The following is a 24,955-nucleotide window of genomic DNA, read 5'->3' on the forward strand; positions in this document are numbered from 1 at the left end:
GGGCCGACGACCTAGGCCTGTTCCAGCAGGGCGTCGCGTTGCGCTGCGGGCATTTCCAGCAGCGTGCGGCGCAGGCCCGCGAGCTCGGCCAGGGCGGCGGCATCGGGGGCTTGTGCGCGCAGCGCGGCCGCCAGCGCGGCCGGGGTGGCATGGTCAAACACCAGGGCCGGGGCGATCTCGATCTGCAGCAGTTTGCGCAACCGCGCCACCAGCTTGATGGCCAGCAGCGAATGTCCGCCGGCTTCGATGAAATCGCTGTCGCGGCCCAAGGCGGGCGTGGCGGGCAGCAGTTGCTGCATGGTGTCCAGCACGACGAATTCGAGATCGTCCGCCACAGCCCGGGCCTCGCCGCCCTGCCCGCTCTCGGCTGGCGATTCGGCCAGCGCATCCAGCAAGGCGCGCCGGTCGATCTTGCCATTGGCCAGTCGCGGGAAGGATGGCAGCGCCAGGATGCGCGCTGGCTGCATTGCCTCCGGCAGCACATCCCGCAAGGCCAGTCGCAAGGGTTCCACGGCAAGATTCTCCCCGCTCACCCAGGCGATCAGCCGCGCGGGTTCGCCCTGCGGCATGACGCAGGCCTGGCGCACGCCGGCTTGCTGCAACAGCGCTGCTTCGATCTCGGCCGGTTCGACGCGAAAGCCGCGGATCTTCACCTGTTCGTCCGAGCGCCCCAGGATGCGCAGCCCGCCTTGGGGCAGATGGCAGGCCAGGTCGCCGCTGCGATACCAAGCCTGGCGGTCTTCCGGTGGACGGTTCAGATAGCCGCGGCTGCGCTGGGCCCCGGCGATGCAAAGCTGTCCGATGCCACCTACCGGCACGGGGCGCAGGTCGGCATCCAGGATCGCCACGCGGCAGTTGGCCATCACGCGGGTCAGCGGCGCGGCAGCGGCCCCGCTGGCGGCGTCGCTGGCGCAACACGCATGCCACATCACGCCCACCGTGGTTTCTGTGGGGCCGTAATGGTTGAAGATGCGGGCCTGCGGCTGACATTGCCAGATCCGCCGCAGCAAGGCCGCCGGGCTACTCTCGCCGCCCAGTACCAGGGTCGCGGGCAGAACGGCAGAACCGCCATCGAGCAAGGCTTCCAGATGCGACGGCACGATCTTGAGCGCATCGACCCGATGACGTTGCAGGAAGGCGGCGAAGTGCGCACCATCCTGCATGTCGCTGGCATCGGCGATGGCCAGCTCGGCGCCATGCAGCAGCGCGGCGAACAGCGCCGTATTGCCCAGATCGGCCGCCACCGTGCTGGTCAGTCCCCAGCAGCGACATGGTGCCAGGCCCATGCCCTGCGACGCCGCCACCACATAGTTGAGCAATTGCGCATGCTCGATCAACACCCCCTTGGGGGTGCCGGTCGAACCCGAGGTGTAGAGCAGATAGGCCAGGTCCTGCAACGCCGGCGCGACCGTCGGCGCCTGCATGGAATAGCCCTGCAGGTCGGCCGGCCACAGCGCGCAATGCAGCCCGTCGGCGGCCGGTGCCTTGCCATCATGCAGCACCAGTGCCGGAGCCGCATCGGCCAGTATCGCCTGCTGGCGCACGGCGGGCCAGTCGGGATCGATGGGGACGTAGGCGGCACCGCAGCGCCAGACTGCCAGCAGCGCCATCACCAGTTCCGGCGAGCGTGGCAGCACCAGCGCCACATGCGCGCCGGGCCTCACGCCCTGCGACTGCAACCAGTGCGCCAGCTGGTTCACGCGCTGCAGCAGTTGCCCATAGCTGATCTGACCGGCGGCACTGGATAAGGCGATGGCGTGCGGCGTATTGAGCGCATGTGCGGCAATGTGCGTGAGCAGCGTGTCGCGCCCGAGTGGCAGCACCTCTGCTGTCATCGGCAGTCGTTGCGGCCAGATGGCGGCATCATCCCATTGCAATTCGCTGCAGGCGGTATCGGGTCGTGCCAGCAGCTCGCGCAGCCAGGCCTGGTACTGGCGCAGCAAACCGGTCATGCTGACGGCGTCGTAGTGCCGCGCATCGTAATGCAGCTGCAGACCAGGCGCGGCCGGATCGGACAGATCAACATGCAGCGCCAGCGACAGGCGAGGATCACCCGAGGCCGTCCACTGCAACGCCCACTGCAGTGCACCTTCCTGCCAGCGCCCTGCGGCATGACGCACGCTCAAGCCGATCTCCGGTGGTCTGGCAGCCAGATCATCGGGCAGATATTCCTGGGCCGCCACATGCTGCTCCTGCTGCGCGGCCAGCTGGTTCACCAGTTCGCTCAACGAGGCTTGCGGCGGCACGTTCAGGATCAGCGGCAGGGTCTTGCCATACAAGCCCAGCGCCTGGGCCATGGGTTCGTAATCGTCGCGGCAATCGTGCTGCCAGGCGCAGGCGATCCGGGACTGCTGTCCCAGGCGAGCCAGCAGGGCCAGCCAGGCCGCCTGCAGCACAGTGGCGACCTGCCATCGCCCGCTGGCCTGCCCGCTCTGAAGGGCGCTCGCCATCTCCTCGGCAATACGGTGGTGCAGAAGCGCCGGAACCGCCGCAGCCGTCCCTGCCTCGCGCCGATAGGACAACCGCAGCGCCGGCGACTGTTCCAGTTGCTGGGCCTGATGGGCCCAGTAGGCCTGGCCGATGCGGGCATCGTCGTCTTCCTCGAGAGACTGGCGCCACTGCACATAATCGGTGTACTGGAAAGCCTCCCCGGTGGACAGGTCCTGATCATGGTAGCGACGCCATAGCTCATCGGCCAGCAACCACAGGCTGCGCTCATCGAGCGCCAGGGACGCGGCCGCCACCAGCAGGCGGCCACGCTGGGGCGCGTCCTCGACCAGCCAGCCCTGGATCACGTGCCCACACGCCAGATCGAACGCTACCGTCGGCATGGCGGCACCCGCCGGCAGCATGTGCAATTGCAGACTCTGGCCCGGAGGCTGCGGCAACGGCGCCTGACGCAGACCACGATAGCCTTCGGCCTGGCCGAAGGCATGACGCAGGACGGCGTGACGCGCGACGACCCGGCTCCATGCGGCCTGCAGACGCGCGCTCTCCAGCGGCCCCTGCCAGTGCAATGGCAGGATATGGACTGTGTGGGCGTGGGCCTGCTGCAGGCGCTGTTCGGAACTGAGCGCGACAGTCTGGTCCAGTGGCATCATGCTGCGCCCTCCGAGAGTTCATCGACGGCGGTAGAGGGCGCGCTGACCTCGGCGCGTTCCACCATGGCGCCCATGGCCACGACGATCTTGCGCGGCCCCTCGTAGGGATCGCGGGCATGCGCGGCCAGCATGTTGTCGAGCATGACCACATCGCCCTGCTGCCAGTCGAAGCGTACCGCGCATTGTTCGTAGAGTTCGCCGATCAGGGCCATGGTGGCATCGGGAATGGGTGTGCCATCACCGAAGAGCACATTGCGCGGCAGGCGCTCCGGACCGACCATGGACAGCAAGTCTTCGCGTACTTCCGGCTCCAGGCAATACGGATGGTGCAACTGCACCTGGTTGAAGAACACCTCCGCCCCGGTGACCGGATGCACGATCACTGCCGGACAAAGTGTACTGGTCTGCAGGGTGTCTTCATCGAGCCAGCGATAGCCGGTGCCGGCTGCCGTCAGCCGGGCTTCCACCACGGCACGGTCGTCCGTGCCGAAGAAGGATTGCCAGCTCACATCCAGACGTGGCGTGAAGGTGCGCACGTAGCGCAACTGCTTTTGCTGCAACTCGCGCCGCAGCGCGGGAGGAAGACGACGCAGCATTTCACGGCAATCGACGATGGGTGTGGCCCCGCCTACCGGAGACGGCAGCTCGCAGAAGAACCACTGCTTGCGCGGCCAGCGTTCGATGTGGGCGCTTTCATTGTGGTACAGGATCATCTGCTTTTCGGGATAGGGGGTGGAGCGATAGGTCTTGTTGCCTCCCTCCTTCTTGGGCAGGTCGCCATAGCTGCCATACAGTTCCGGCTCGATGGCTTCGGCGAAGCGCTCGAAGTCCTGCGGCGTAGCCAGGCCGAAGCGCCGGAACAGGATGCCGCCATGACGCTCCAGCAGACTGGCGATCAGCGGCTGGTTGGCACGCGCCCAGGCCACCGTATCGAGGTCGGCGCTGGTGGCCTCCACCAGCAAGGGAAAGTCGGTGCCGGGTCGCAGGGGGCGCATGCGCACAGCCGCCTTGGGGGCCGCCGCGCTCATGCCCTTGAGCTTGTTGAGCTTGTCGAGCTTGCCCGGGGCCAGCGGCGCTCGGGCAGGGGAAACGGAAACAGTGCTTGACATGGTCAGGGGTTCTTTCATGAGAGGGATTTCATACCGGGACAGCGGCCAGTGCGGTTGTGCCACGATCTGCTCCAGCAACGCGACCCAGGCCGCCGCCATGCGCTGCATGGTGCCGCTCTGGAAAACCTGGCTGGCATAGACCCAGTCGGCCTGCAGCGCACCATCCACCGGGGTGACGAACAGCGCGATGTCGAACTTGGCATGGGCATGGCTGGCGGGCAGTGCCTGCACCTCCAGGCCGGGCAAGTCGAAGTCATGCGTGGGCATGTTCTGCATCACGAACAGCAGCTGCACCAGCAGGTTCCAGCGACGGTCGCGGCGCGCCGTGGCCAGTTCGGCGATACGCTCGAAGGGCAACGAGGAGTGGGCGAAGGCATCGAGCACTGTGCCGCGCGTAGCCGTCAGCCACTGTGCAAAGCTCTGTTCGGGCTGGTGGCGCGAGCGTAGCGGCAGCACGTTGACGAAGAACCCGACCATCTCTTCCAGTGCCGCATGCTCGCGCCCGGCCACATCGGTACCGATGAGCAGGTCGTCCTGTCCGCTCTGGCGATGCACCAGCAACTGGAAGCTGCCCAGCAGCAGCATGAAGAGCGTGCAGTCGCACGCCTGCGCCAGAGCTTGCAACTGCCCTGTGAGGCGCTCGGGGATACGTACCGACAGGCGCGCACCGTCGCCCGACCACTGTGCCGGCCGCGGCAGGTCCACCGGCAAGGCCGGCTGCGCCGGGGCTCCTTGCAGGGCCGCACGCCAGAAGTCTTCCTCGGGCCTGCGCACGCTGTGCCGCCAGGTGCGCAGCGATACGCTGGAAGCCATGGCCCATGCCGAGCTGCCCTTCGAACTGCTGCTGGAACGCTACCCCGCCGAACGCGGCCTGCCGCGCCATCCGCTGTTCCAGACCCTGTTCGGGCTGCAGGTCATCGAGGGCAGCGGCACGCTGGATCTGCCGGGCTTGCAGGCCAGTACGCTGGAGATCGACCTGCATGCGGCCAAATTCGATCTGGCCATGGACGTCAAGATCATCCGCGGGCAGGTCAAGCTGCGGCTGGAATACCGTCGCGCACTGTTCCGGGAGTCCAGCATTGCCCGTATCGGTACTGTCTATCTCAGTGTACTGGAACACTTGGCCAGCGCAGCCGATACCCCCATCGGTGAACTGGCGTTGTTGGGCGCGCAGGAACAGTCGGCGCTACAGGCATGGAGCGTCAATGCGCAGGCCCATGAGACCGGCAACGTGCTGGCGGTGATCGAAGCACAGGCAAAGGCACACCCCGAGCGGCCCGCCTTGCGGGTACCGCATACCGGGCAGGTGCTCGATTACGGCCAGCTCAACGCCCGCGCCAATGCCCTGGCGCAGTGGCTGATGGCACAGGGCCTCACGCGTGATCAACGGGTGGGCGTGTGCATGGAACGCTCACAAGAGATGGTGCTGGCCTTGCTGGCGATCATGAAGGCGGGCGCGGCCTATGTGCCCATGGACCCCGACCATCCGCCGCAGCGGCTGCGCTACTCCGCTGTACTGGGCCAGTTACCCGAAGTGTCAGGGTGCCGTATCGTCGATGTGGCAACACTGTCCGATATTGCGTCTGCCGACAATCCTGGTCTGGAAATCCATCCAGAACAGCTGGCCTACGTCATCTACACCTCCGGTTCCACCGGCCAGCCCAAGGGGGCCGCGAACCGTCACGGCAGCCTGTACAACCGGCTGGCCTGGATGCAGGCGGCCTGGCGACGAAACGTTCGGCCGTCAGTCCCGGCTTGTTCAGATAACCGCGTGCCAGATTCACGCCGCCCAGGTACAACTCCCCGGCCACGCCCGGAGGCACCAGCTGCAATGCCGCGTCCAGCACATAGGTCCGGGTGGCACTGATGGGGCGGCCGATGGGTACGCTATTGCCTTGGTCATCCGGCTGGCAGGTCCAGTGGGTGACATCGATGGCCGCTTCGGTCGGCCCATACAGGTTGATCAAGGCAGCCTGCGGCAACTGGCGCTGGGTCTGCTGCTGCAATTCCATCGGCAGCGCCTCGCCACTGCAGATCACGCGGCGCAGGCCGGGGCAATCCGCACCGTGGCCGTCGTTGACGAAAGCCTGCAGCATCGACGGCACGAAGTGCAAGGTGGTGATGCCGGCCTGATCGATCAGCGCGGCCAGCCTTGCCGGGTCGCGATGCTCGCCGGGCGCGGCCATGACCAGTTCGGCACCGGTCATCAAGGGCCAGAAGAATTCCCACACCGAGACATCGAAACCGAAGGGCGTCTTCTGCAGTACCCGGTCATCGGGACCCAGCTGACAGGCCGCCTGCATCCAGGCCAGCCGGTTGTACAGGCTGCCGTGACGGTTCGCGGCCCCCTTGGGCTGGCCGGTGGAACCGGAGGTGTAGATGACGTAGGCCAGCTGTTCTGGATGGATTTCCAGACCAGGATTGTCGGCAGACGCAATATCGGACAGTGTTGCCACATCGACGATACGGCACCCTGACACTTCGGGTAACTGGCCCAGTACAGCGGAGTGGGTCAGCAGCAGGCTGGTGCGGCTGTCTTCGATGAAATAGCGCAGCCGCTGCGGCGGATGGTCGGGGTCCATGGGCACATAGGCCGCGCCCGCCTTCATGATCGCCAGCAAGGCCAGCACCATCTCTTGTGAGCGTTCCATGCACACGCCCACCCGTTGATCACGCGTGAGGCCCTGTGCCATCAGCCACTGCGCCAGGGCATTGGCGCGGGCGTTGAGCTGGCCGTAATCGAGCACCTGCCCGGTATGCGGTACCCGCAAGGCGGGCCGCTCGGGGTGCGCCTTTGCCTGTGCTTCGATCACCGCCAGCACGTTGCCGGCCTCATGGACTTGCGCATTGCGCGACCAGGCCAGCATTGCCGCCTGTTCAGCCCGGCTGTGCCAGGTCAGTTCGGCCAGCGGACGGTGCAGATGTCCGGCCAATTGCAACAGCAGTGACACCGTCAGGTCCCGCAATGCCTGCGCGCTGGCGGGCGCGATGCGCGCGGTGTCGTAGCGCCATTCCAGTTGCAGCCGTTCGGTCAGCGTGGCAATCAGGGTCAGGGGGTAATGGGTCTCTTCGCGGTTGTGCAGCACCTCCAGACGCAGGCCCTGCTGCTGCTCGGCCTGCAAGGCCAGATCCAGCGGATAGTTCTCGAATACCAGGATGCTGTCGAACAGCGATTGTCCGGCATGTCCGGCCCAGGTCTGGATGTCGTAGAGCGGCGTGCTGTCAAACTCGCGCACGGCCAGATTGCTGGCCTGCAGCCGCTGCAAGAGAGTCTGTACCGTCATCTCCGGTTGCAGGCGGGTCACGATGGGCAGGGTATTGATGAACAGGCCCAGCAGATTCTCCGCTCCTTCCAGTTCGTCGGGACGGCCTGCGACGGTTGCACCGAAGATCACCGTGGACTGGCCACAATAACGGGCGAGTACCAGGCTCCAGGCCGCTTGTACCAGCGTGTTGAGAGTGCACTGATGTTCGCGTGCGAAGCTCTGCAGGTGCGCCGTGGCCAGCAAATCCAGCGTGGCCTGGCAACTGCCCTGGCCCCGGCCCGGCTGCTGCAGTGGCGGCAGGCTGTTGACCAGGCTGGTCGGGCCTTCGACGCCCGCCAAATGCGCGCGCCAGAATTGCTCGGCACTGCCACGGTCCTGCTGCTGCAACCAGGCGATGTAGTCGCGATAGCGCAGCGTCGGCGCGGGCAGAATCGCGCCCCGGTAAAGTCGCAGCACTTCACCGATCAACTGCTGGCTGCTCCAGCCGTCCAGCAGCAGGTGATGGCGGGTCCAGATAAGGTGATGCACCTGATCGTCCACCCGCACCAGACTCAGGCGCATCAGCGGCGGATGCTGAAGATCGACGCCGCGTGCATGTTCGGTGGCAGCCAGCGCCTGCAGGGCGCAATCCAGATCGGGGCGCTGGCGCCAGTCGTGTTCGTCGATGGTCAGCGCGGCGTCTCGGGCCACCCATTGCAGCGGCTGGTCGCCCTGCATCAGGAAGCCGCTGCGCAGGATGTCATGACGGTCCAGGACGGTCCACCAGGCCTGGCGGAAGCGTTCTACATCGAGGCGGTGCAGACGCACCTGCAACTGGTTGAGATATGCGCCGCCTTGTGGCGCCAGCAGCGCATGGAAAAACAGACCAGCCTGCATCGGCGAGAGCGGATAGAGATCGGCCACGCGTTCGGCCGGCAGGCTCTGCATCAAGTGGTCGAGCTGGGGCTGTTGCAGGCGCGCCAGCGGGAAATCCGACGGCGTGGCCCGACCGCTCACCCCGGCGCAATGGGCCAGCAGCGCACGCAGGTTATGCAGGTATTGCTGCAGCAACGCGGCGATGTCGGCCTGCTGGTGCAAGGCACTGCAATACAGGCACTCCAGATGGAGTTGACCATCGGTGACCAGGGCCGTGAAGTCCAGCAGGCAGCGCCGCAGGCTGGCCGGATCGCGCTCCAGGTCGGCTTGCGCCGCCGTGCGGGGCAGCATCTGCCAGCCGGAGGTCTCGGGCAGCGCATCGAAGCGCCCCAGATAATTGAAGCTCACCTGCGGCTGCAAACCGCCCTGCCCGCTCTGACTGCGCCACAGACCATAACCCTGCCCCTGCCCGGGCCACTGGCGCAGTTGCTCCTTGGTCTGTGCCAGCAGGATGCCCGGTGCACTGCTGGTGACCGTCAGTTGCACCGGACAGAGCGCCGTGAACCATCCCACGGTACGGCTCAGATCCGGTGCTTCTCCTGCGGCACCGGGCAACTCTTCGCGGCCGTGCGCTTCGAGCTCGATGAGGATGCGATCGCGCTTTGCCCACTCGCACAGTGTCTGGGCGGCAGCGGCCAGCAGGATGTCGTTGATGCGTGTGCGATAGGCGGCGTGGGCCGGACCAAGCAGGAAGGTGGTGCTGTCGTGATCCAGCACCACGGCTTCACGTGCGCTGCGGCCGATGGTATTGGTGGCGCGCATGCCCACGCCATGCGCCGGCGTGCAGGGCAAATCCTCATCACCGGTCGATGCCAGTGCCTCCCAGTGCGCCTGCTCCGCCGTACTCAGACGGGCCGCCGCCACTGCGCCGGCCCAGGCGCTGAAGCCGCTGCTGCTCTCGGGTGGCGTCGTGCCTTGCAGCAGGTTCAGCAGATCCTCCAGCAGAATGCGCCAGGACACGCCATCGACTACCAGATGATGCGCGATCAGCACCAGCATGCCGCTCGACTGACGCGGCTGCGTGAGCCACAGCACCCGCCACAGCGGCCCCTGTGACAGATCGAGACTGCGCTGGGCGGCTGCAATCGCCGCCGCCTGCGCCGCCGCGTCGGCCACGTGCCGGACGTCGAAGCACTGGCCGGCATGCGGCGCCACCGTTTGCCGCCAGACACCGTCGTCGCTACGGTGAAAGCGCAGACGCAGCGCCTCATGCAGACGACCCAACTGGTCGACGGCATGGTGCAGGCGATCGACCGGGGTATCGGCCGGTCCTTCCAACTGCACACTCTGGTTCCAGTGCGCCGGCGGCTGCGCGTGATGCCGGAAGAACCACTGCTGGATCGGGGTGAGCGGCCATGAGCGCGGGCCTTCGGTCGCCGCTGCCGGTGCAGCCGCGGGTGCATTGCCCTGTCCCTTCAGCGGTAGCGCCAGCGCGGCGACGGCGGCCAGATCCTGGGTCTGCATCAGCTGACGCGGCGTGATACGCCAGCCGGCCTTGCGCAGACGGGCAACGATCTTCAGCGTCAGGATGGAGTCGCCGCCGAGGGCGAAGAAATTGTCATGGCGGCTCACCTGAGCCACTCCCAGCACTTCTTCCCAGATTGCCGCGATCACGCTTTCGACGCCCTCTTGCGGACTATCCTCCCCGGACAGTCCGGTGCTGTGCTGGCTGCCCTCCTGCGGCAGCGGCAATGCCTTGCGGTCGATCTTGCCATTGGCCGTCAGCGGCAATTGCGCCAGCGGCACGAAGTGGGCCGGCACCATGTAGTCGGGCAGTTGCGCCGCCAGGGCGTTGCGCAGGGCCACCGGATCGGCGCTGCCGACCACATACGCGCACAGCTGCAGACGTTGCTCGGGCCCCGGCAGTGCCAGTACTTCGGCCGCGCTCACGCCCGGCTGGGCGCGCAGGACCACGGCGATTTCCTGTGGTTCGACACGGTAGCCGCGAATCTTGATCTGATCGTCGATACGGCCCAGGAACACCAGCCGTCCGGCGCGGTCCAGCCTGACCTTGTCGCCGCTACGGTACAGGCGCGCGCCGTTGCCCGCCGGATCGGCGATGAAACGCTCGGCTGTGGCGCCGGGCTTGCCGTGGTAGCCACGTGCCAGACCGGCGCCGCCGATATACAGTTCGCCCGCTGCCCCGCGCGGCACCGGATTGAGATCGGCATCGAGCACCTGCAGCCTCAGTTGTGCCAATGGCTGGCCCAAGGGCAGCGGCAAAGGCTGATCGCCCTCCAGCAGTTGGGTGAGTACGCCCACCGTGGTTTCGGTCGGGCCGTAGTGGTTGACCACCCGACAGTCCGGGCGCAGCCCATGGATCTGTTCCAGCAAGGCCGGGCTGGTGCTTTCGCCACCGACGACCAGGGTATGGCGCGGCAGGATCTGCGTCGCCTGTGCAGATTGCAGCAGCGCCTGAAGATGGCTGGGCACGATCTTGAGCACATCGACGCGGCGCTCCTGCATGAAGGCGGCGAACTGTGCCGGATCAAAGGCGGCCTCAGCCGGCAGCAACTGCAGCGCACGGCCGGAACACAAGGCGCCGAAGAAGGTGGTATGGCCCAGGTCGGCGGCTACCGTCGAGGCCATGGCCATGCTGCGCACCTCCGCCGGCAGCGCCAGACGCAGCAGCAGCGCCTGCACGTAATTGCTCAAGGCAGCACGACTCACCGCCACGCCCTTGGGACGACCGGTGGAGCCTGACGTGTAGATCAGATAGGCGGCCTGTTGCGGATGCACTGCGGGCCAGTCCTCCCCTGGCGTGGCTTCCTCGACGGCGGCAGTGGCCGCCGGAATGGTCAGGTGGTGCGCCGGCGCGCCCGGCAAGCTGTGCAGGCGCGCAGCCTCGGGCGTGGTCAGCAGCAGGCGGGCGCCGCTATCGGCAAGCTGATAGGCCAGGCGTTCGTCCGGCAACTGCGGGTCCAGCGGGACATAGCAGGCGCCAGCGCGCAGACAGGCAAGCACGGCGACGACGAACTCGACCTGGCGCGCGCTTGCGATGGCCACCCTGTCTTCGGCCTGCACACCCAGCTTGCGCAACTGGCGCGCCAACTGCTCCACCTGGGTGCGCAACTGCTGCGCCTCCAGGTGGATGCGCTCATCGGCTACCGCCAGGGCCTGCGGCGCGCGCCGGGCGTGGGTGAGCCACAGTGCGATCACATCCCCCTCTCTGTCGATGGCGGCGCACTCGGTCTGGGGCGCGGCCAGCGGGGCGGGCGCTGTCGGCCAGGACAGCTGCCCCAGCGGCGAAGTCGGGGCAGCGCAAACTTGCCGGGCGAAGCTGCCGAGGGCGTCGGCCATCTGGCCGATTTCTTCCTGCGTCCAGCGCGTACTGGCGTAGGCGAACAGGCAGTGCAGCTCCTCGCCCGCCAGACTGAAGTCCAGGCTCAGATCGAAGTGGGCCTGGCCTGCGCTCAACTCTTCCAGCTGCAGCGACAGTGCGTCCGCCTGCCACACCGGCAAGGCCTCACGTTCGGTGCACTTGACCTGGCACAGGGGATGCACGTGCGACTGCCGCTGCGGCTGCAGGGCTTGCACCACCATGTCGAAGGACACATCCTGATGCTGGCGCGCCGCCAGCACCGTCGCGCGTACCTGGCGCAGCAAGGCGTCAAAGCCGAGCCGGCTGTCCAGACGAGTACGCAGCACCTGCAGGTTGAGCAGATAGCCGATCATGGTCCGCGTCTGCGGATGGCTGCGCTCGGCCATGGGCGCACCGACACGCAGATCACTGCAACCGGCGGCGCGATACAGCACCAGATCCAGCAAGGCCAGCATGCCCATGTACAGCGAACAACCCTGTGCCGCGCACAAGGCGCGCAGCGCCCGTGAGATATCGGTCGGCAAGGTGAAAGCGTGGCGCGCCTCGGGCAACCCCTCTCCCGGGCTCGCCTGACGGCGACCCTCCGGCAAAGGCAGTGCTTCGTGCTCGCTGCCCAAAGCGTTACGCCAGTAGTCAAGCTGACGGGCGATCTCGGCGCTGTCCAGCTGCTGCTGTCGCCACATGACGTAATCGCTGAACTGCCGCACGGGAGCGGCCGGCAATGGCTGGCCCTGGCGATGCGACGCATACAGCGCGCATAGCTCCTGCAGCAATACCGGCAGCGACTGACCATCGGCGGCGATATGGTGCAGCGTGATGCCCAGTGCATGATGCTGCTCATCAATGCGCACCAGGCATGCGCGCAAGGGAATCTCCTGCGCCAATGCGAACGGCAGGCGGGCGCGTTGCTCCAGCCATGCGCGTGCTTGCCCCGCATCGCCGGACACGTCGCCCAACACTTCCAGTACACCCGGACCGGGCGGCAAGGCCAACTGTACCGGTACACCGTCGGCCTGCACCCGGTACACCGTACGCAGGATGGCATGGCGCGTGACCAGGTCATCGAGGCTGCGGCCCAGCGCCGCCACATCCAGCGCACCCTGCAGATGCAGGATGCCCGGCATGTTGTAGGCCGGGCTGTCAGGGTCGAGCTGCCAGGTGGTCCAGAGCGAATGCTGGCCCGGCGACAGGGGCAGGCCGGCCTGGCGCTGGCTCTCGTTCAGGCCGGCCATGACCACAGGTGCCCGGCGCGGCGCGTTCTGGCGCAATGCCTGCAACTGTTCGGCCAGTTGCTCCAGCTGCGGGTATTCGAAGATCAGGCGCACCGGGAAATCGATCTGCCACTGTTCGCCGATGGCCGCCGCCAGCTGTACCGCCTGGAGCGAATTGCCACCCTGGCGGAAGAAATGTGACTGGCCCGCCAACGCAGGCGTGTGCATCACACTCTCCCACAAGCTGCGCAGAGTGGCGGTGTCGGGGCTGTCGCCCCGGGTTGCAGGAGCGGTCGTGGGCGTAGGCTGCGTGCCGCCTTGCAGATGGCCGAAGGCCAGGATGGCATAGGCGTCCAGACTCTGCGTGCGCCAGCCCTCGCGGCAGGCGCTGCGTTGCAGCTTGCCGCTGGAGGTCTTGGGCAAGGCACCGGGATTGAGCAGCACGATGACGCTGGCGGCCTCGTTGCAGGTCTGTACGATACATTCCTGCAGCGCTTCCACCAGTTGCTCTGGCGCGACCATCTTTTGCACGCTACGCGAGATTTCCAGCGCCACACCGATACCCTCGATCCCCTGCGGATGCCATTGGCGCGGGATGGCGAAAGCCGCCACACGGCCCTTGCGGGTCAGTTCGACCTCGCGCTCGATGGCGCGCTCGATGTCCTGCGGATAGACGTTCTGACCGCGCACGATGATCATGTCCTTGCTGCGGCCCGTGACGAACAGGGCGCCTGCGCGGCAGAATCCCAGGTCGCCGGTGCGCAGCCAGCGCTGGCCCTCCTGCTCGACGAAGGCGTGGTCGCTGTCGTGTGGGCGGCGCCAGTAGCCAGCGGCAATGCTGGGGCCGGCGGCCCAGATCTCGCCGACCTGGCCTTCGGCCAGCGCGGCGCCGGTGGCCGGATCGGCAATGCGCAAGGCATGGCCCGCTGGCGAAATGCCGCAGGCTACCAGATGAACCGCCTGCGCTGCCGGCGCGATGACATCAATGACATCGGCACGCCCCTGGCGCAAGCCTTCCGCCTCGAAGGCCGCGACCTGCATGCCCTGCCCGCGCCGGCCCCCGGTGACCAGCAGGGTCGATTCGGCCAGACCATAGCAGGGATAGACGGCATCGGCAGCAAAGCCGATCTGACCGAAGCGGTCGATGAACGCCTGCAAGGTATCGTGACGTACCGGTTCGGCGCCCGAGAACGCCACCCGCCACGAGGACAGGTCCAGCCCTGCCGCACGCTCGCCGCCGATGCGGTCCACGCACAGCCGATAGGCAAAATCGGGGCCGCCGCTGATGGTGCCGCGATGACGTGAAATCGCTTCCAGCCAGCGCACCGGCCGTTCGAGGAAGAAGGCCGGTGACATCAGTACCACCGGGATGCCGCGATACAGCGGCTGCAGCAATCCACCGATGAGCCCCATGTCGTGGTAGAGCGGTAGCCAGCTGACGAAGACATCGTCGCTGCCCACCCCCAGGCGCTCCTCGATGGCGGCTTCGTTGGCCATCAGGTTGGCGTGGGTAACCATCACGCCCTTGGGTTGCGAGGTCGAGCCGGAGGTGTATTGCAGAAAGGCGACGTCGGCGGGCGCGATCGGATGTTCGCGGAAGACGCCCTCCCCGGCCTGCGGCGCATCGACGGCCAGCATCGTCGCCTGCCCCGCCAGTGGTGCCGCTGCTGCCTGCAAGGCGTCGCGCACGGCGGAGGTGACCAGCCAGCAGGCGGCCCCGGCGTCCTCGGCGATCCCGCTCAGACGTTGCAGGTGCTGTTGACGCATCGACTCCGGGCGATGCAGCGGTACCGCGATCAGGCCGGCGGCCAGGCAGGCGAAGAAGGCGATGACGTAATGATGGTCATTGTCCAGCAGCAGCAAGACGCGCTCACCCGGTGCGTGATGCTGTTGCAGGTGCGCGGCCAGCGTGCGCGTGGCGTCGGCCAGTTCGAGGTAGCTGAAGGCGCGCTCGCCTTCAGCCTTGACCGTGGTCAGCGCCAGGTCATGCGGGCGCGTCTGCGCCAGCTGAAAAAGACGCGCGACGATGTGAGTGGCGCGGTCGGGGGAATCGGCGGTAATCGTCATGGCGTGGCAATCGTGGGCAAAGGGATCAATCGAGATTGGTGTGGGAGCGCGACATTGCCACCACCACCTTGCGCGGTCCGGAAAACGGTGTTCTGGCATGGGCCACCAGCATGTTGTCGAGCATCAGTACGTCGCCCGCCTGCCAAGGGTAGATCACCGTCTCCGCCGCCAGGACCTCGCGCACCTGGTCGAGGACGGCATCGTCGATGGCCGTGCCGTCGGCCCAGCAGACATTGCGTGGCAACTGGTCTTCGCCGACCAGGTCGATGAGCGATGCGCGCACTTCGGGCGCCAGGTTGGAGGCATGGAACAGGTGTGCCTGGTTGAACCAGACCATCTCGCCGGTCACCGGATGGCGCTCCACGCCCTGGCAACGCTGGCGGGTGCGCAGGCCGTCGTCCTCCAGCCATTGCCACTCGATATGCTGGCGGCGGCAGAAGGCTTCCACTTCGGCGCGGGTCTGCACACCGAAGACGTCCTGCCATGGCAGGTCGAAATCATGGCTGTAGTGGCGCACGTAGAGCAGCCCCTGGGCGAAGCGCTCGCGGATGGCGGCAGGCATGCGGCGATAGATCGCGCGGCTGTCGGCAATCGGGGTTTCGCCACCGGTGGGCGAAGCGGTCACGCAGTGGAACCAGATGCGCATCGGCCATTCGCGCGTGTAGGCTTGCTCGTTATGCAGCGGGATGTGCTGGTGGGCCGGATACTCGGTGGAGGTATAGATGCCGTTGGCCACCGAGGAACGCGGTGTGGAGGCGAATTCGTAGCGCAACAGCGGATCGCCGAAACTGGCCGCGAACTGCTGGAAGTCAGCTACGCCGGGCACCTCGAAGCCGCGCAACAGTACCCCGCCGACACTGCGCAGATGCGCCTCGATCTGACCGGACAAGGCATCCCGTGCCTGCGCCAGCGTCTGGCCGGGGTGCAGCGGCTGCAGCAGCACCGGCAGGACGTCCCTGCCGGCGTCGGGGCGGGGATGACGACTGAAGGTCAGCGGCATCTGGGAGGGCGTATCGATGGTGGCGGTGATAGCGGTGCTCAAGAGGATTCTCCGGGGTCAGGCGTCGATCCAGGCCAGCGCGGCGGCATGGCCGGGTCGGGTGGACAAGGCGCGTGCATGCAGCCGTGCGGGTGCAGGCCACTGCGACTGCTGATGGAAGATCTGGTAGCGCGGATGGCTCTCCAGATCGAGGTGAATGGATTGCAGGTGCTCACCGATACCCAGGCCCAGCGCCTTGAGCACGGCTTCCTTGGCAACCCAATGACGCAGGAAGCGCACTTCGTCCAGCGGGGCTGGCAATGCGGCCCATTCATCCGGGCTCAGTACCTGCCTGGCCATATCGTGCAACTCTTGCAGCCCTGCAGCGATGCCGCATTCGACGTCAATGCCCAGCGCCAGACCGGGTGCCATGGCGAGCAGCCCGATGTCGCCAGCATGCGAGACATTGAAGGACAGCCCGCCCGGCCCGCCCAGCAGCGGCTTGCCATAGGCGTTGCGCACCAGCGGCACGGCTTGCGGAGCGCAGTCCAGGCGCTCGCCCAGCAGGCGGCGCAGGCAGGCACGCATGCAGCAAAAGCGCCGGGCATCGTCGCGGCGGCGGTAGCGACGCGCATGGGCCTGCTCTTGCGGGCTCAGCACAAGCGCATCCTTTGCGTCATCACCATGACCCAGGTCGAAGGCGACCTGCCACAGTTCGATCTGCGCGGGAACGCCCTCAGGCGTGAGCAAGCGCTGCAGCATGATCGGCGTGGGACAAGGAATTGGCATGCGCCTGAAGATGACGCCGCAAACGGGCCAGCAACGCGTCCTGCTGACCTTGCAGATAGAAGTGACCACCGTCGAACCAGTCCAGCGTGACGCTGCCCCGGGTTTCGCGCTGCCATGCCTGCAGCGCTGCACTACCCAACGGGTCGCCGATGCCGCCATAGACATGTACCGGCAGATCGAGCAAGTCAGCCATTTCATCGGCTGGACGCTGCATCTGGAAACTGCTGCATACGCGGTAATCGGCGCGCAAGACGGGCAGCGCCAGTTCCAGCAGTTCGGGACAGTCGAAGACCTCCTCACGGGTGCCACCCTGGCGGCGCATGGCGGCGATGAGGGCGGCATCGGAATCCTCCGGCGTCACCCACTCACGCGCCAGCGGCGCTGCGCAGGCCGATACCATCAACGCGCGGGGCGCGGGCCAGCCGCGCTGCGGCAAGCTGCGCGCCAATCCCTGCGCCAGCAGTCCGCCCATGCTATGACCAAACAGCACGTAGCCGGAAGATGGCGCCGCCGTGCCGGCCAACTCATCGGTCAGTCGATCCAGCAGCACGACATAGTCCTGCAGCAGCGGCTCGCGGATGCGACGGCCGCGACCGGGCAGCTCGACGGCCTGCAGTTGCGCTACATCCTGCAAGGCGGCTTGCCAGGGAAAATACATGCTGGCACTGCCGCCGGCACAGGGCAGGCAGAACAGTGTGATCATGCCTGGCCCGGACCCTGCATGAATTCGCGCAGACTGCGCGGACGCATGTCGGTCCACACCGTTTCGATATGCTGCAGGCAGACCTGCTTGCTGCCACTGACGCCGGCGTCACGCCAGCCACCAGGGATACTCTTGTAGTCGGGCCAGAGGCAATACTGCTCTTCCTCGTTGACCAGCACGCGGAATACGCCATCTTCACGGTCGAAGCTCATCGTTCGTCTCAACTTTCCTGATTCGCGGCGAACGTTCATTTCACAGATCGTTCGCCCTGTTCATGAATTATTCACATTGCAATATGCAAATGCGAATCAATCTTGTTTATATTGACGAATCACGAGGCCATAAATTTAGCGTTTTCAGATCCGCACGGGCATGGACAACCACGGTGTGTCAGACGGCTTGCTTGAGACAGCATTGCATTGCGTCGCGGATCATGAAGTTCACCAGCGTGGTGGAGACGCCCAGGTGCTCGGCTACTTCGCGCTGGGTATAGCCTTCCAGGCGATGCAGCTCGAAGGCTCGCAGCGTGCGTTCCGGCAGAGTCGACAAGGCATTCGCGACGCTCACCAGGGTCTGCCGCGAAATGCTTGTGCCCTCCGGGCTTGCCTGGTGGCAGATGACATCCATGCCCTCCTCTTCCTCGGCGAACATGAAGGACTCCATGGCCATGCGGCGCTGGCGGTCGATGGCGAGGTTGCGGGTGACCTGGAGCAGGAAGGCCTTAGGATGACGGGCGGAGAATTCTTCAGGCAACTCGGCGATCTTGAACCAGGCGTCCTGCACCACATCCTCTGCACGTTGGCGACATCCCAGAATTCTCGCAGCGGCGTCACGCAGCTGCGAGCGGCAAGCGATGAACTGAAGGCGCAGGTCCATCGGATCGGATTGGTCAGACATAGCGCTTTTCCTCTACACCATCACGCACGTGCACCTGGCACCATCTGGCCCGGTTCAGGACCAATCCGTCCAAAGTGACGGGGCCTTTGCCTGGCGACAGGTCCTGCGCGGCGCCAAGGTGGCGGCACGGGGCGTGACTTGATTGATTGGATGGCTGGAGACCGTCGATCACTACAACATCGGATCGAGGCTATGGCTGTCTGTTTTGCGGCTCGCTTCTTGAGCGGGAGTCACGACGGCTGGCCCATGACATTCACAGGCATTGAATGCGCACGTCGTCACTTTAAGTTTTAATTACGTCTCAAATAGTAACAAGAACCATTATCAATTGAAAGAGGGGTATGTGCTTATTTTTGGCACATCCTGAGGACGGCAGCATGCCCTGCACCAATGAGGGTTTCCATTTGGCTGGATGTTCTATAAAGTAGACAAAAAACCAAATCAGGGACAGGCGCAGGCAGCATGAAGCATCCAGCACCCATTCCGGCTGCGGCGGGGGAGAGTCAGACCGGCGGCCATCGAGACCGGCCGCCATGCCACCGCGCGTGGCGGGCGGAACGTGCGCCGCATGGCAGTCCGAGGAGACTGTTACCGCCGGTATGGCTGTTGTTGCTGGCGATGCTGGCCGCCTGCACCATCTGGCTTCCCGCACAGGCGCAGCCACCTGAGCCGGGCAAGGTGCTCACGGTCGGGGTTTACCAGAATCCCCCAAAAATCTTCTTCGATGGCGAAGGCACGGCCAGCGGACTGCACATCGATCTGATCCGACTCATCGCCGAGCGCGAGCACTGGCAACTGCGCTTCGTCCCCTGTGAGTGGCAGGCCTGCCTGCAGCAGGTGGAGAACGGCCAGATCGACCTGTTGCCTGACGTGGCATGGACCGAGGAGCGCGAAAAACTGATGCGTTTTTCGACCGTTCCGGCGCTCTACAGCTGGTCCATTCTCTATCGCAACCGCTCGGTGGCGATCAACTCCATCTTCGATCTCAAGGACAAGCGGATAGGCCTGCTGGAAAACTCGGTGCAGTCCAATTATTTCCGCAACCTGATGGACAACTCCGGCATCAAGGTCCAGCTGGTCGCGCTGCACAGCATCGAGGACGGGTTCAGGATGGCGGCAGCGGGAGAGATCGATGGCCTCGTGGCCAGCCAGCAGGTCGGCGACATGCTGGTCGACCGCTATCACCTGGCCGATACCAACATCGTATTCCAGCCGGTGAAGCTGTTCTTCGTGAGCGCCAGACAGCAGCCCCCCGAGATTCTGGCTGCGGTCGACCGTGCGCTCAGCCAGTGGCAGGGCGATCCCGATTCCATCTATTTCAAGATCCTGCGCAAATGGGGGCGCGGCAATACCACCCTGCCCGCCTATGTCTGGTGGCTGCTGTGTGGCGCACTGGCGCTGTTGCTGGGCGCCCTGGGCATCGCGGCCTATCTGCGACGCGAAGTGGCCCGGCGCACGGCCCGATTGCAGCAGAGCGAAACCTCGCTGCGCATCGCGGCAGCGGCCTTCCACTCCTCCGAGGCGATCTGGGTGATGGACGCCAACCGCAAGGTGCTCGATGCCAATGCCGCCTTTACTGCACTGACCGGCTACCAGCAGCACGAGGTACCCGCCTCAGGCATGCCGCCGTGCCAGCGCGAAGAAGACCATGAGGATTTCCGCGCACGACTGTGGGCACTGGTCCAGCGCGACGGCAAGTGGCAGGGAGAGCTGCGCGTCTGCCGCAGCAATGGCGAGTCCTTCTACGCCGTGGTGACGCTGACTGCCGTTGCCGATCCGAGCGGACGCATTACGCACTATGTCGGCACCCAGGTCGACATCAGCGACCAGAAACGTCTGCAGGAGGAGACCCGGCAACTGGCCTTCTATGACCCTCTCACCGGGCTGCCCAACCGACGCTTGCTGCTCGACAGGATCGCCGCCGCCAGCGCTCTGGGAGATCAGGCCGCCCTGTTCTTCATCGACATCGACAACTTCAAGGACCTCAACGATGCGCTGGGGCATTCGATCGGCGATCGTCTGCTGTGCCAGATTGCCGCACGTCTGCAGGAACTGGCTGCAGGCGCCCTGGTGGCGCGCCTGGGTGGAGATGAGTTCGTGGTGTTGCAACAGCAGCCAGCGGCGACGCAGGCAATCATCGAGGAGACCGCCACCGGATTTGCCCAGCGCATCGTCGCAGCCATGGAGCAGCGATTCGATCTGGACGGGCTCAGCCATTTCGCGACCTGCTCGGTCGGTGTAGCGCTGATGCAGGAACAAGGCGCCAGCGTCGAAGACCTGCTGCGCCAGGGAGACCTGGCCATGTACGCGGCCAAGCAGAAAGGACGCAATACCTGCTGCCTGTTTGACCAGGCCATGGAGCATGCGCTGCATTTCCGTACGGGCCTGGAGAGCGATCTGCGGCGCGCCATCGGCAGCAGCGAATTCCTGCTGCATTACCAGCCGCAGCGCGACCAGGCCGGCAATCTGATCGGCGTGGAAGCCCTGGCGCGCTGGAACAGCCCCTTCCGGGGCAGCGTCTCACCGGCCATCTTCATTCCGGTAGCCGAGTCATCGGGACTGATCCTGCCGCTGGGCCACTGGGTCTTCCAGCAGGCCTGTCGGCAATCTGTCCGATGGAATCGCGACAGTCGTCGTCAGCCCGTGGTGATCGCAGTCAACGTCAGCGCAGTACAGGTACGCCAGCCCGACTTCGTGCAGTGCATGCTGGAAACGATCAAGGCGACCGGCGCCGACCCCTGTCATCTCAAGCTGGAGTTGACCGAATCGGCCATGGTCGACGATGTTCAGTCCACCATCGAGAAGATGATGGAACTCAAGCAGCATGGCCTGGCCTTGTCACTGGATGACTTCGGAACGGGCTATTCCTCGTTGTCTCTGGTCAAGCGCCTGCCCATCGACCAGCTCAAGATCGATCAGTCGTTCGTACGCGAACTGTTGTTTGCGCCCAGCGACGTGGCCATTGCCAAGAGCATCATCACGCTGGCCGATGCCCTGGGCCTGGAAGTGATTGCCGAAGGCGTGGAAACCCGCGAGCAGCAACAGTTCCTGGCGGCACTGGGTTGCACGCGCTATCAGGGCTACCTGTTCGGACGTCCGATGCCGGCCGAGCAGTTTGAAGACGTCTGTTGAGGCTTGAACCCGGGCTCAAACCGACGCCCTGCAGGGCGGACAAGCTGATGATTACCGCTTGCTCAATGGAAGCATGCGCGAGAGAGTTCCATCTTTAACGACAAGTTGATGATAGAGCGCACCGCAGACATGCAGGCCAATCAAGGCCAACAGCGCCCAGACCGAGGCAATATGCCAATCTCCGATCGTGGCCAGCAGATCAGAATTTACCGGGAAGATGGCGGGCAACTGCATCAAACCGAAGAAGGACAGGTTCCAGCCTCGCTCTGCAGCGTTCATCCAGCCCAGGATGGGTGAGATGGCCAGAAGAAGGTAGAGTCCGCCATGCACGAGCTTGGCGACAACCACGGTGAGCGTCACACGCGTATGGAGCGGTTTGGGCGCCGGACTGATCAGGCGCCAGATCAGTCTGGCCAGCATGACCAGGAGAATCAGCAATCCTACCGAGATGTGCAGACTGACCAATCCTTCGGGCGATTGCAGATCGTCCACATCTGGCATGGTCCAGCCTATGGTGCACTGGGCGATGATGAGCAGCACCGTGATCCAATGGAAAAACTTGGCGATGGGTGAATATTGTTCTTGAACACTGTTGGACATGATGGCTCCTTGGATTTCACTGATTTGGACTTCTGTTTGACGCACTCATTGATTCGGGATGTTGACCGCCACGCGCAGTCCAGTTTGACTTGACTCGTCACTGAAGCCCAGCGTGATGCTCGCCCCCAGTCTGTCTGCGATGGCCTTGACGATGGACAGGCCCAGGCCGGAGCCGACCTGATCGCTACCCAGCAACCGGTGGAACGCCTCGAAGATTCGCTCCCGCTCGATCACAGGGATACCTGGCCCGCTATCTTCAACAATCAAGGCCACGTTTTTATCGTCAACTTCGATTGAAAGATCCACCTTGCCCCCATTCGGCGTATACCGCACGGCGTTATCAACAAGATTTCTGAGGAGCGAAAACAGATCGAGTTCGCTCACCATCAGATGAGCATCTCGCTGACCATCCACGCCGATATCGATCTGCTTGGACTCGGCCAATGGCATGAGCTGCTCCAACACCCGACGATAAACGGATTGGACGGAGACGGGTGTATCGACCACCGACACGGACGACTGAGCCTTTGCCAGGTCCAGCAGCTGATTGAGAAGATTGCGACCTCTGTCGATTCCATCACGTAATGCGTGCAAGCGTTGCCGCGCCTGCTCCGGCATGTCGGCTTGCGCCAACCTTTCCGCCTGCAGAGAGATGGCCGTCATGGGGGAGCGCAGTTCATGTGCGGCGTCCGCAACAAAGCGCCGCTGCGACGCCATCGATTGCTCGACCCGACCCAGCAGTCGGTTGATGGCCACCGCAAACGGTCTTACTTCAACAGGGAAGTGACTGGTCTGTACCGGATGCAATTGCTCATCCTGGCGCTGGTCCACTTCCCTGGATAATGCCGCGATGGGACGGAACATTTTCCGGATCAGATCGGCGACGATCAGCAGCAGGACCGGCATCAGGAGCAGGAAGGGCATGACGGTCCTCAAGGCACCGTCTCTGGCGATTTCATCGCGAAAATCGGACTCTTGTGCAACGGCGATGCGTTCTCCACCCGGCATGGTCTGAACCAGCACGCGGAAATTCTCTCCCGCAGCGTCAAGATTGTGCAGGCCATCGGTCAGGTTGGACGGCAGAGGGAGTGCTTCTTCAGCAGCCACTTCGGCTTTGCTGGCGGCATAGCCAAGATGTTGAACGATGACGCGAGACTCTTCGTTCGACGAAGCGAAACTGACCTCAGGCACGGGAGAGCCAGGCGAAAGTCGCTGGCGTTCCATCAGATGTGCGATCTGACGAAGCACATCGTCCTGCAACTCGTGCGCTTCATCCAGCGCGGAGGCGAATGAAAACACCCCTGCCACAACGGCTACGGCCAGTATCGCCATGCAAAGTGTGACGGATAGCTTCAGCTGAACCGATTCGTTCAGCCGCCTTTTGAGACCATCCATCCTACCCCCCTGACGTTTTTGATGATGTCGCTGCCAAGCTTTCTGCGCAAGGCGTGGATCAAATACTCGACCGCGTTGCTTTCGACTTCCTCGTTCCAGCCATAGATTCTGTCTTCCAATTCGCTGCGCGACAGAATTGCTCCCGGACGTATCAGCAATGCGTGGAGCAGAGCGAACTCTCGGTTGGACAATTGCGTCGCGCCTCCCTCTGGCAGACTTGCCTCCTTGCTGACCGGGTCAAGTGACACCAGTCCATTGGTGAGCAAAGGAGAAGCCATTCCCCCCTTGCGCCTCAGGACCGCGCGCATGCGGGCCAGCAGCTCGGCCATCTGGAAGGGCTTGAGGACGTAGTCGTCTGCGCCGCCATCCAGTCCTTGCAGCCGATCATCAAGCCCGTCGCGCGCCGTGATGATCAGCAAGGGAATCGGGATGTTCTTCGCGCGTATGCTTCTCAACACATCCAACCCGTCTTTGCCTGGCAATCCCAGGTCCAGCAGGGCAATGTCGTAATGCTGGCTGGTGATGGTGGTGACGGCAAGCTGTCCGTCCTTGACCCAGTCCACCGCGTACGACGCATCCTTCAACGCGGCCTGGATCGCCTCGCCAATCATTGCGTCGTCTTCGACCAGCAGTACCCGCATGTTGCCTCCGTTGGAATGGTGTCAATGTGCTGCCGTTGCCGCCCTCTGCCGGAACACCAGCATGGCGCACAGCATGAACGCCAGCAACGCGATGGACGCACCGTAGCGGCTCAGGGCCAGGCCACCGGCACTCAGGGGTTTGTCGAGAAAGTCGCCCACCACGGCGCCCAGTGGTCGTGTCAGAATGAACGCTGCCCAGAATAGCAGGGTGCGGGAGATTTTTGTTCCGTAGTAGGCCAACACCAACAAAACGAGCAGTCCACCGAAAACCGCAGCCGCACCGGTATAACCCAGTCCTGCGCTATCGGCCGTCCAGTCCCCGAGTGCCGTGCCCAATGTCTGCGAAAACATGATGGTCATCCAGTAGAACATTTCTGCTCGCGGGCTGCTTACCGTGTTCACGGAAACAGAGCCGAGCATGCGCTTCCAAAGCAACAGGGACGCCAGCAAAAGCGCGGACAACAAGGTCGTGCCACCGGCGTAACCGATCCCCAAGGAGCGATCCGCAAAATCAGCCAGCGTGGTACCGACGGTGGTGGTGGCGATAATCGTGGCCCAATAGATCAAGGGATGGAAAGTTTTGGACTTGATCTGGTACGCCACAGCGATCAGGAAGAGTGCAGCGAAGATGCCCGTACTGGTCAGATAGCCGAGGTTCATCGACATGGAGGCCGCGTCACCTCCGGTCTCGCCAAGCGTGGTCGCTGCGATCTTGATGAGCCAGAATCCCAGAGTCACTTCGGGCACTTTTGCCAAGACATTTTCAGAATATGTTTTCATCTATCTTCCTTCGAAATTGATTGTAGACGCAGCAGTTCGTCGATCCAA

13 protein-coding genes and 1 pseudogene are annotated in these 24,955 nt (G+C 64.5%); 2 read left to right on the plus strand and 12 right to left on the minus strand.

What is annotated here, in order from left to right; translation table 11 throughout:
* Window positions 1-11: 11 nt before the first annotated feature.
* Together GWL_RS08895 and GWL_RS08900 are read right to left on the minus strand one after the other, a co-directional pair.
* On the minus strand, window positions 12-3,101 hold the full coding sequence (locus tag GWL_RS08895) for an amino acid adenylation domain-containing protein (protein WP_008329044.1): 3,090 nt from the start codon (window positions 3,099-3,101) through the stop codon (window positions 12-14).
* On the minus strand, window positions 3,098-5,023 hold the full coding sequence (locus tag GWL_RS08900; RefSeq protein WP_008329046.1) for a condensation domain-containing protein: 1,926 nt from the start codon (window positions 5,021-5,023) through the stop codon (window positions 3,098-3,100). The genes GWL_RS08895 and GWL_RS08900 overlap by 4 nt, the downstream gene beginning before the upstream one ends.
* On the opposite strand from GWL_RS08900, the gene GWL_RS22975 reads away from it, so the two are divergent.
* On the plus strand, window positions 5,022-6,077 hold the full coding sequence (locus GWL_RS22975; RefSeq protein ID WP_237713544.1) for an AMP-binding protein: 1,056 nt from the start codon (window positions 5,022-5,024) through the stop codon (window positions 6,075-6,077). The genes GWL_RS08900 and GWL_RS22975 overlap by 2 nt on opposite strands.
* Here GWL_RS22975 and GWL_RS08905 read toward each other — a convergent pair.
* The 6 genes and pseudogenes from GWL_RS08905 to GWL_RS08930 form a co-directional block, all read right to left on the minus strand.
* Window positions 5,980-15,090, minus strand: a pseudogene (locus GWL_RS08905) (amino acid adenylation domain-containing protein); the annotation flags it as partial. The gene GWL_RS22975 and the pseudogene GWL_RS08905 overlap by 98 nt on opposite strands.
* Complete coding sequence (locus GWL_RS08910) at window positions 15,017-15,991, minus strand: TauD/TfdA family dioxygenase (protein ID WP_034350627.1); 975 nt, start codon at window positions 15,989-15,991, stop codon at window positions 15,017-15,019. The gene GWL_RS08910 and the pseudogene GWL_RS08905, both read right to left, overlap by 74 nt.
* Before the next feature lie 57 nt (window positions 15,992-16,048).
* Window positions 16,049-16,732 (minus strand): 4'-phosphopantetheinyl transferase superfamily protein, encoded by a 684-nt coding sequence (locus GWL_RS22720; protein WP_050978080.1) that lies wholly within the window; start codon window positions 16,730-16,732, stop codon window positions 16,049-16,051.
* Complete coding sequence (locus tag GWL_RS08920; protein ID WP_008329050.1) at window positions 16,707-17,462, minus strand: thioesterase II family protein; 756 nt, start codon at window positions 17,460-17,462, stop codon at window positions 16,707-16,709. The genes GWL_RS22720 and GWL_RS08920 overlap by 26 nt, the downstream gene beginning before the upstream one ends.
* Window positions 17,459-17,674 (minus strand): MbtH family NRPS accessory protein, encoded by a 216-nt coding sequence (locus GWL_RS08925; protein ID WP_008329051.1) that lies wholly within the window; start codon window positions 17,672-17,674, stop codon window positions 17,459-17,461. The genes GWL_RS08920 and GWL_RS08925 overlap by 4 nt, the downstream gene beginning before the upstream one ends.
* Before the next feature lie 178 nt (window positions 17,675-17,852).
* The gene (locus GWL_RS08930) at window positions 17,853-18,359 is read right to left on the minus strand and encodes an RNA polymerase factor sigma-70 (RefSeq protein ID WP_008329052.1); all 507 of its coding nucleotides are present in this window, start codon (window positions 18,357-18,359) and stop codon (window positions 17,853-17,855) included.
* 462 nt (window positions 18,360-18,821) lie between these two features.
* Between GWL_RS08930 and GWL_RS08935 the strand changes: the two genes are divergently transcribed.
* On the plus strand, window positions 18,822-21,491 hold the full coding sequence (locus GWL_RS08935; RefSeq protein ID WP_081486054.1) for an EAL domain-containing protein: 2,670 nt from the start codon (window positions 18,822-18,824) through the stop codon (window positions 21,489-21,491).
* 51 nt (window positions 21,492-21,542) lie between these two features.
* Here GWL_RS08935 and GWL_RS08940 read toward each other — a convergent pair whose 3' ends face one another.
* From GWL_RS08940 to GWL_RS08955, 4 genes are read right to left on the minus strand one after another with little or no spacing between them, the layout of a single operon-like run.
* Entirely contained in the window at window positions 21,543-22,091 is a 549-nt protein-coding gene (locus GWL_RS08940; protein WP_008329054.1) for a cytochrome b, read from the minus strand.
* Window positions 22,092-22,136: 45 nt separating this feature from the next.
* The gene (locus tag GWL_RS08945) at window positions 22,137-23,486 is read right to left on the minus strand and encodes a HAMP domain-containing sensor histidine kinase (protein WP_034350351.1); all 1,350 of its coding nucleotides are present in this window, start codon (window positions 23,484-23,486) and stop codon (window positions 22,137-22,139) included.
* Window positions 23,462-24,127, minus strand: a complete 666-nt coding sequence (locus tag GWL_RS08950; protein ID WP_008329056.1) for a response regulator transcription factor — start codon at window positions 24,125-24,127, stop codon at window positions 23,462-23,464. Before GWL_RS08950 ends, GWL_RS08945 begins: the two co-directional genes overlap by 25 nt.
* A 21-nt stretch (window positions 24,128-24,148) precedes the next feature.
* Entirely contained in the window at window positions 24,149-24,907 is a 759-nt protein-coding gene (locus GWL_RS08955; protein ID WP_008329057.1) for a membrane protein, read from the minus strand.
* Window positions 24,908-24,955: the final 48 nt, after the last annotated feature.

It is taken from the genome of Herbaspirillum sp. GW103, from assembly GCF_000261365.1.
Classification (GTDB): Bacteria; Pseudomonadota; Gammaproteobacteria; order Burkholderiales; family Burkholderiaceae_D; genus Herbaspirillum.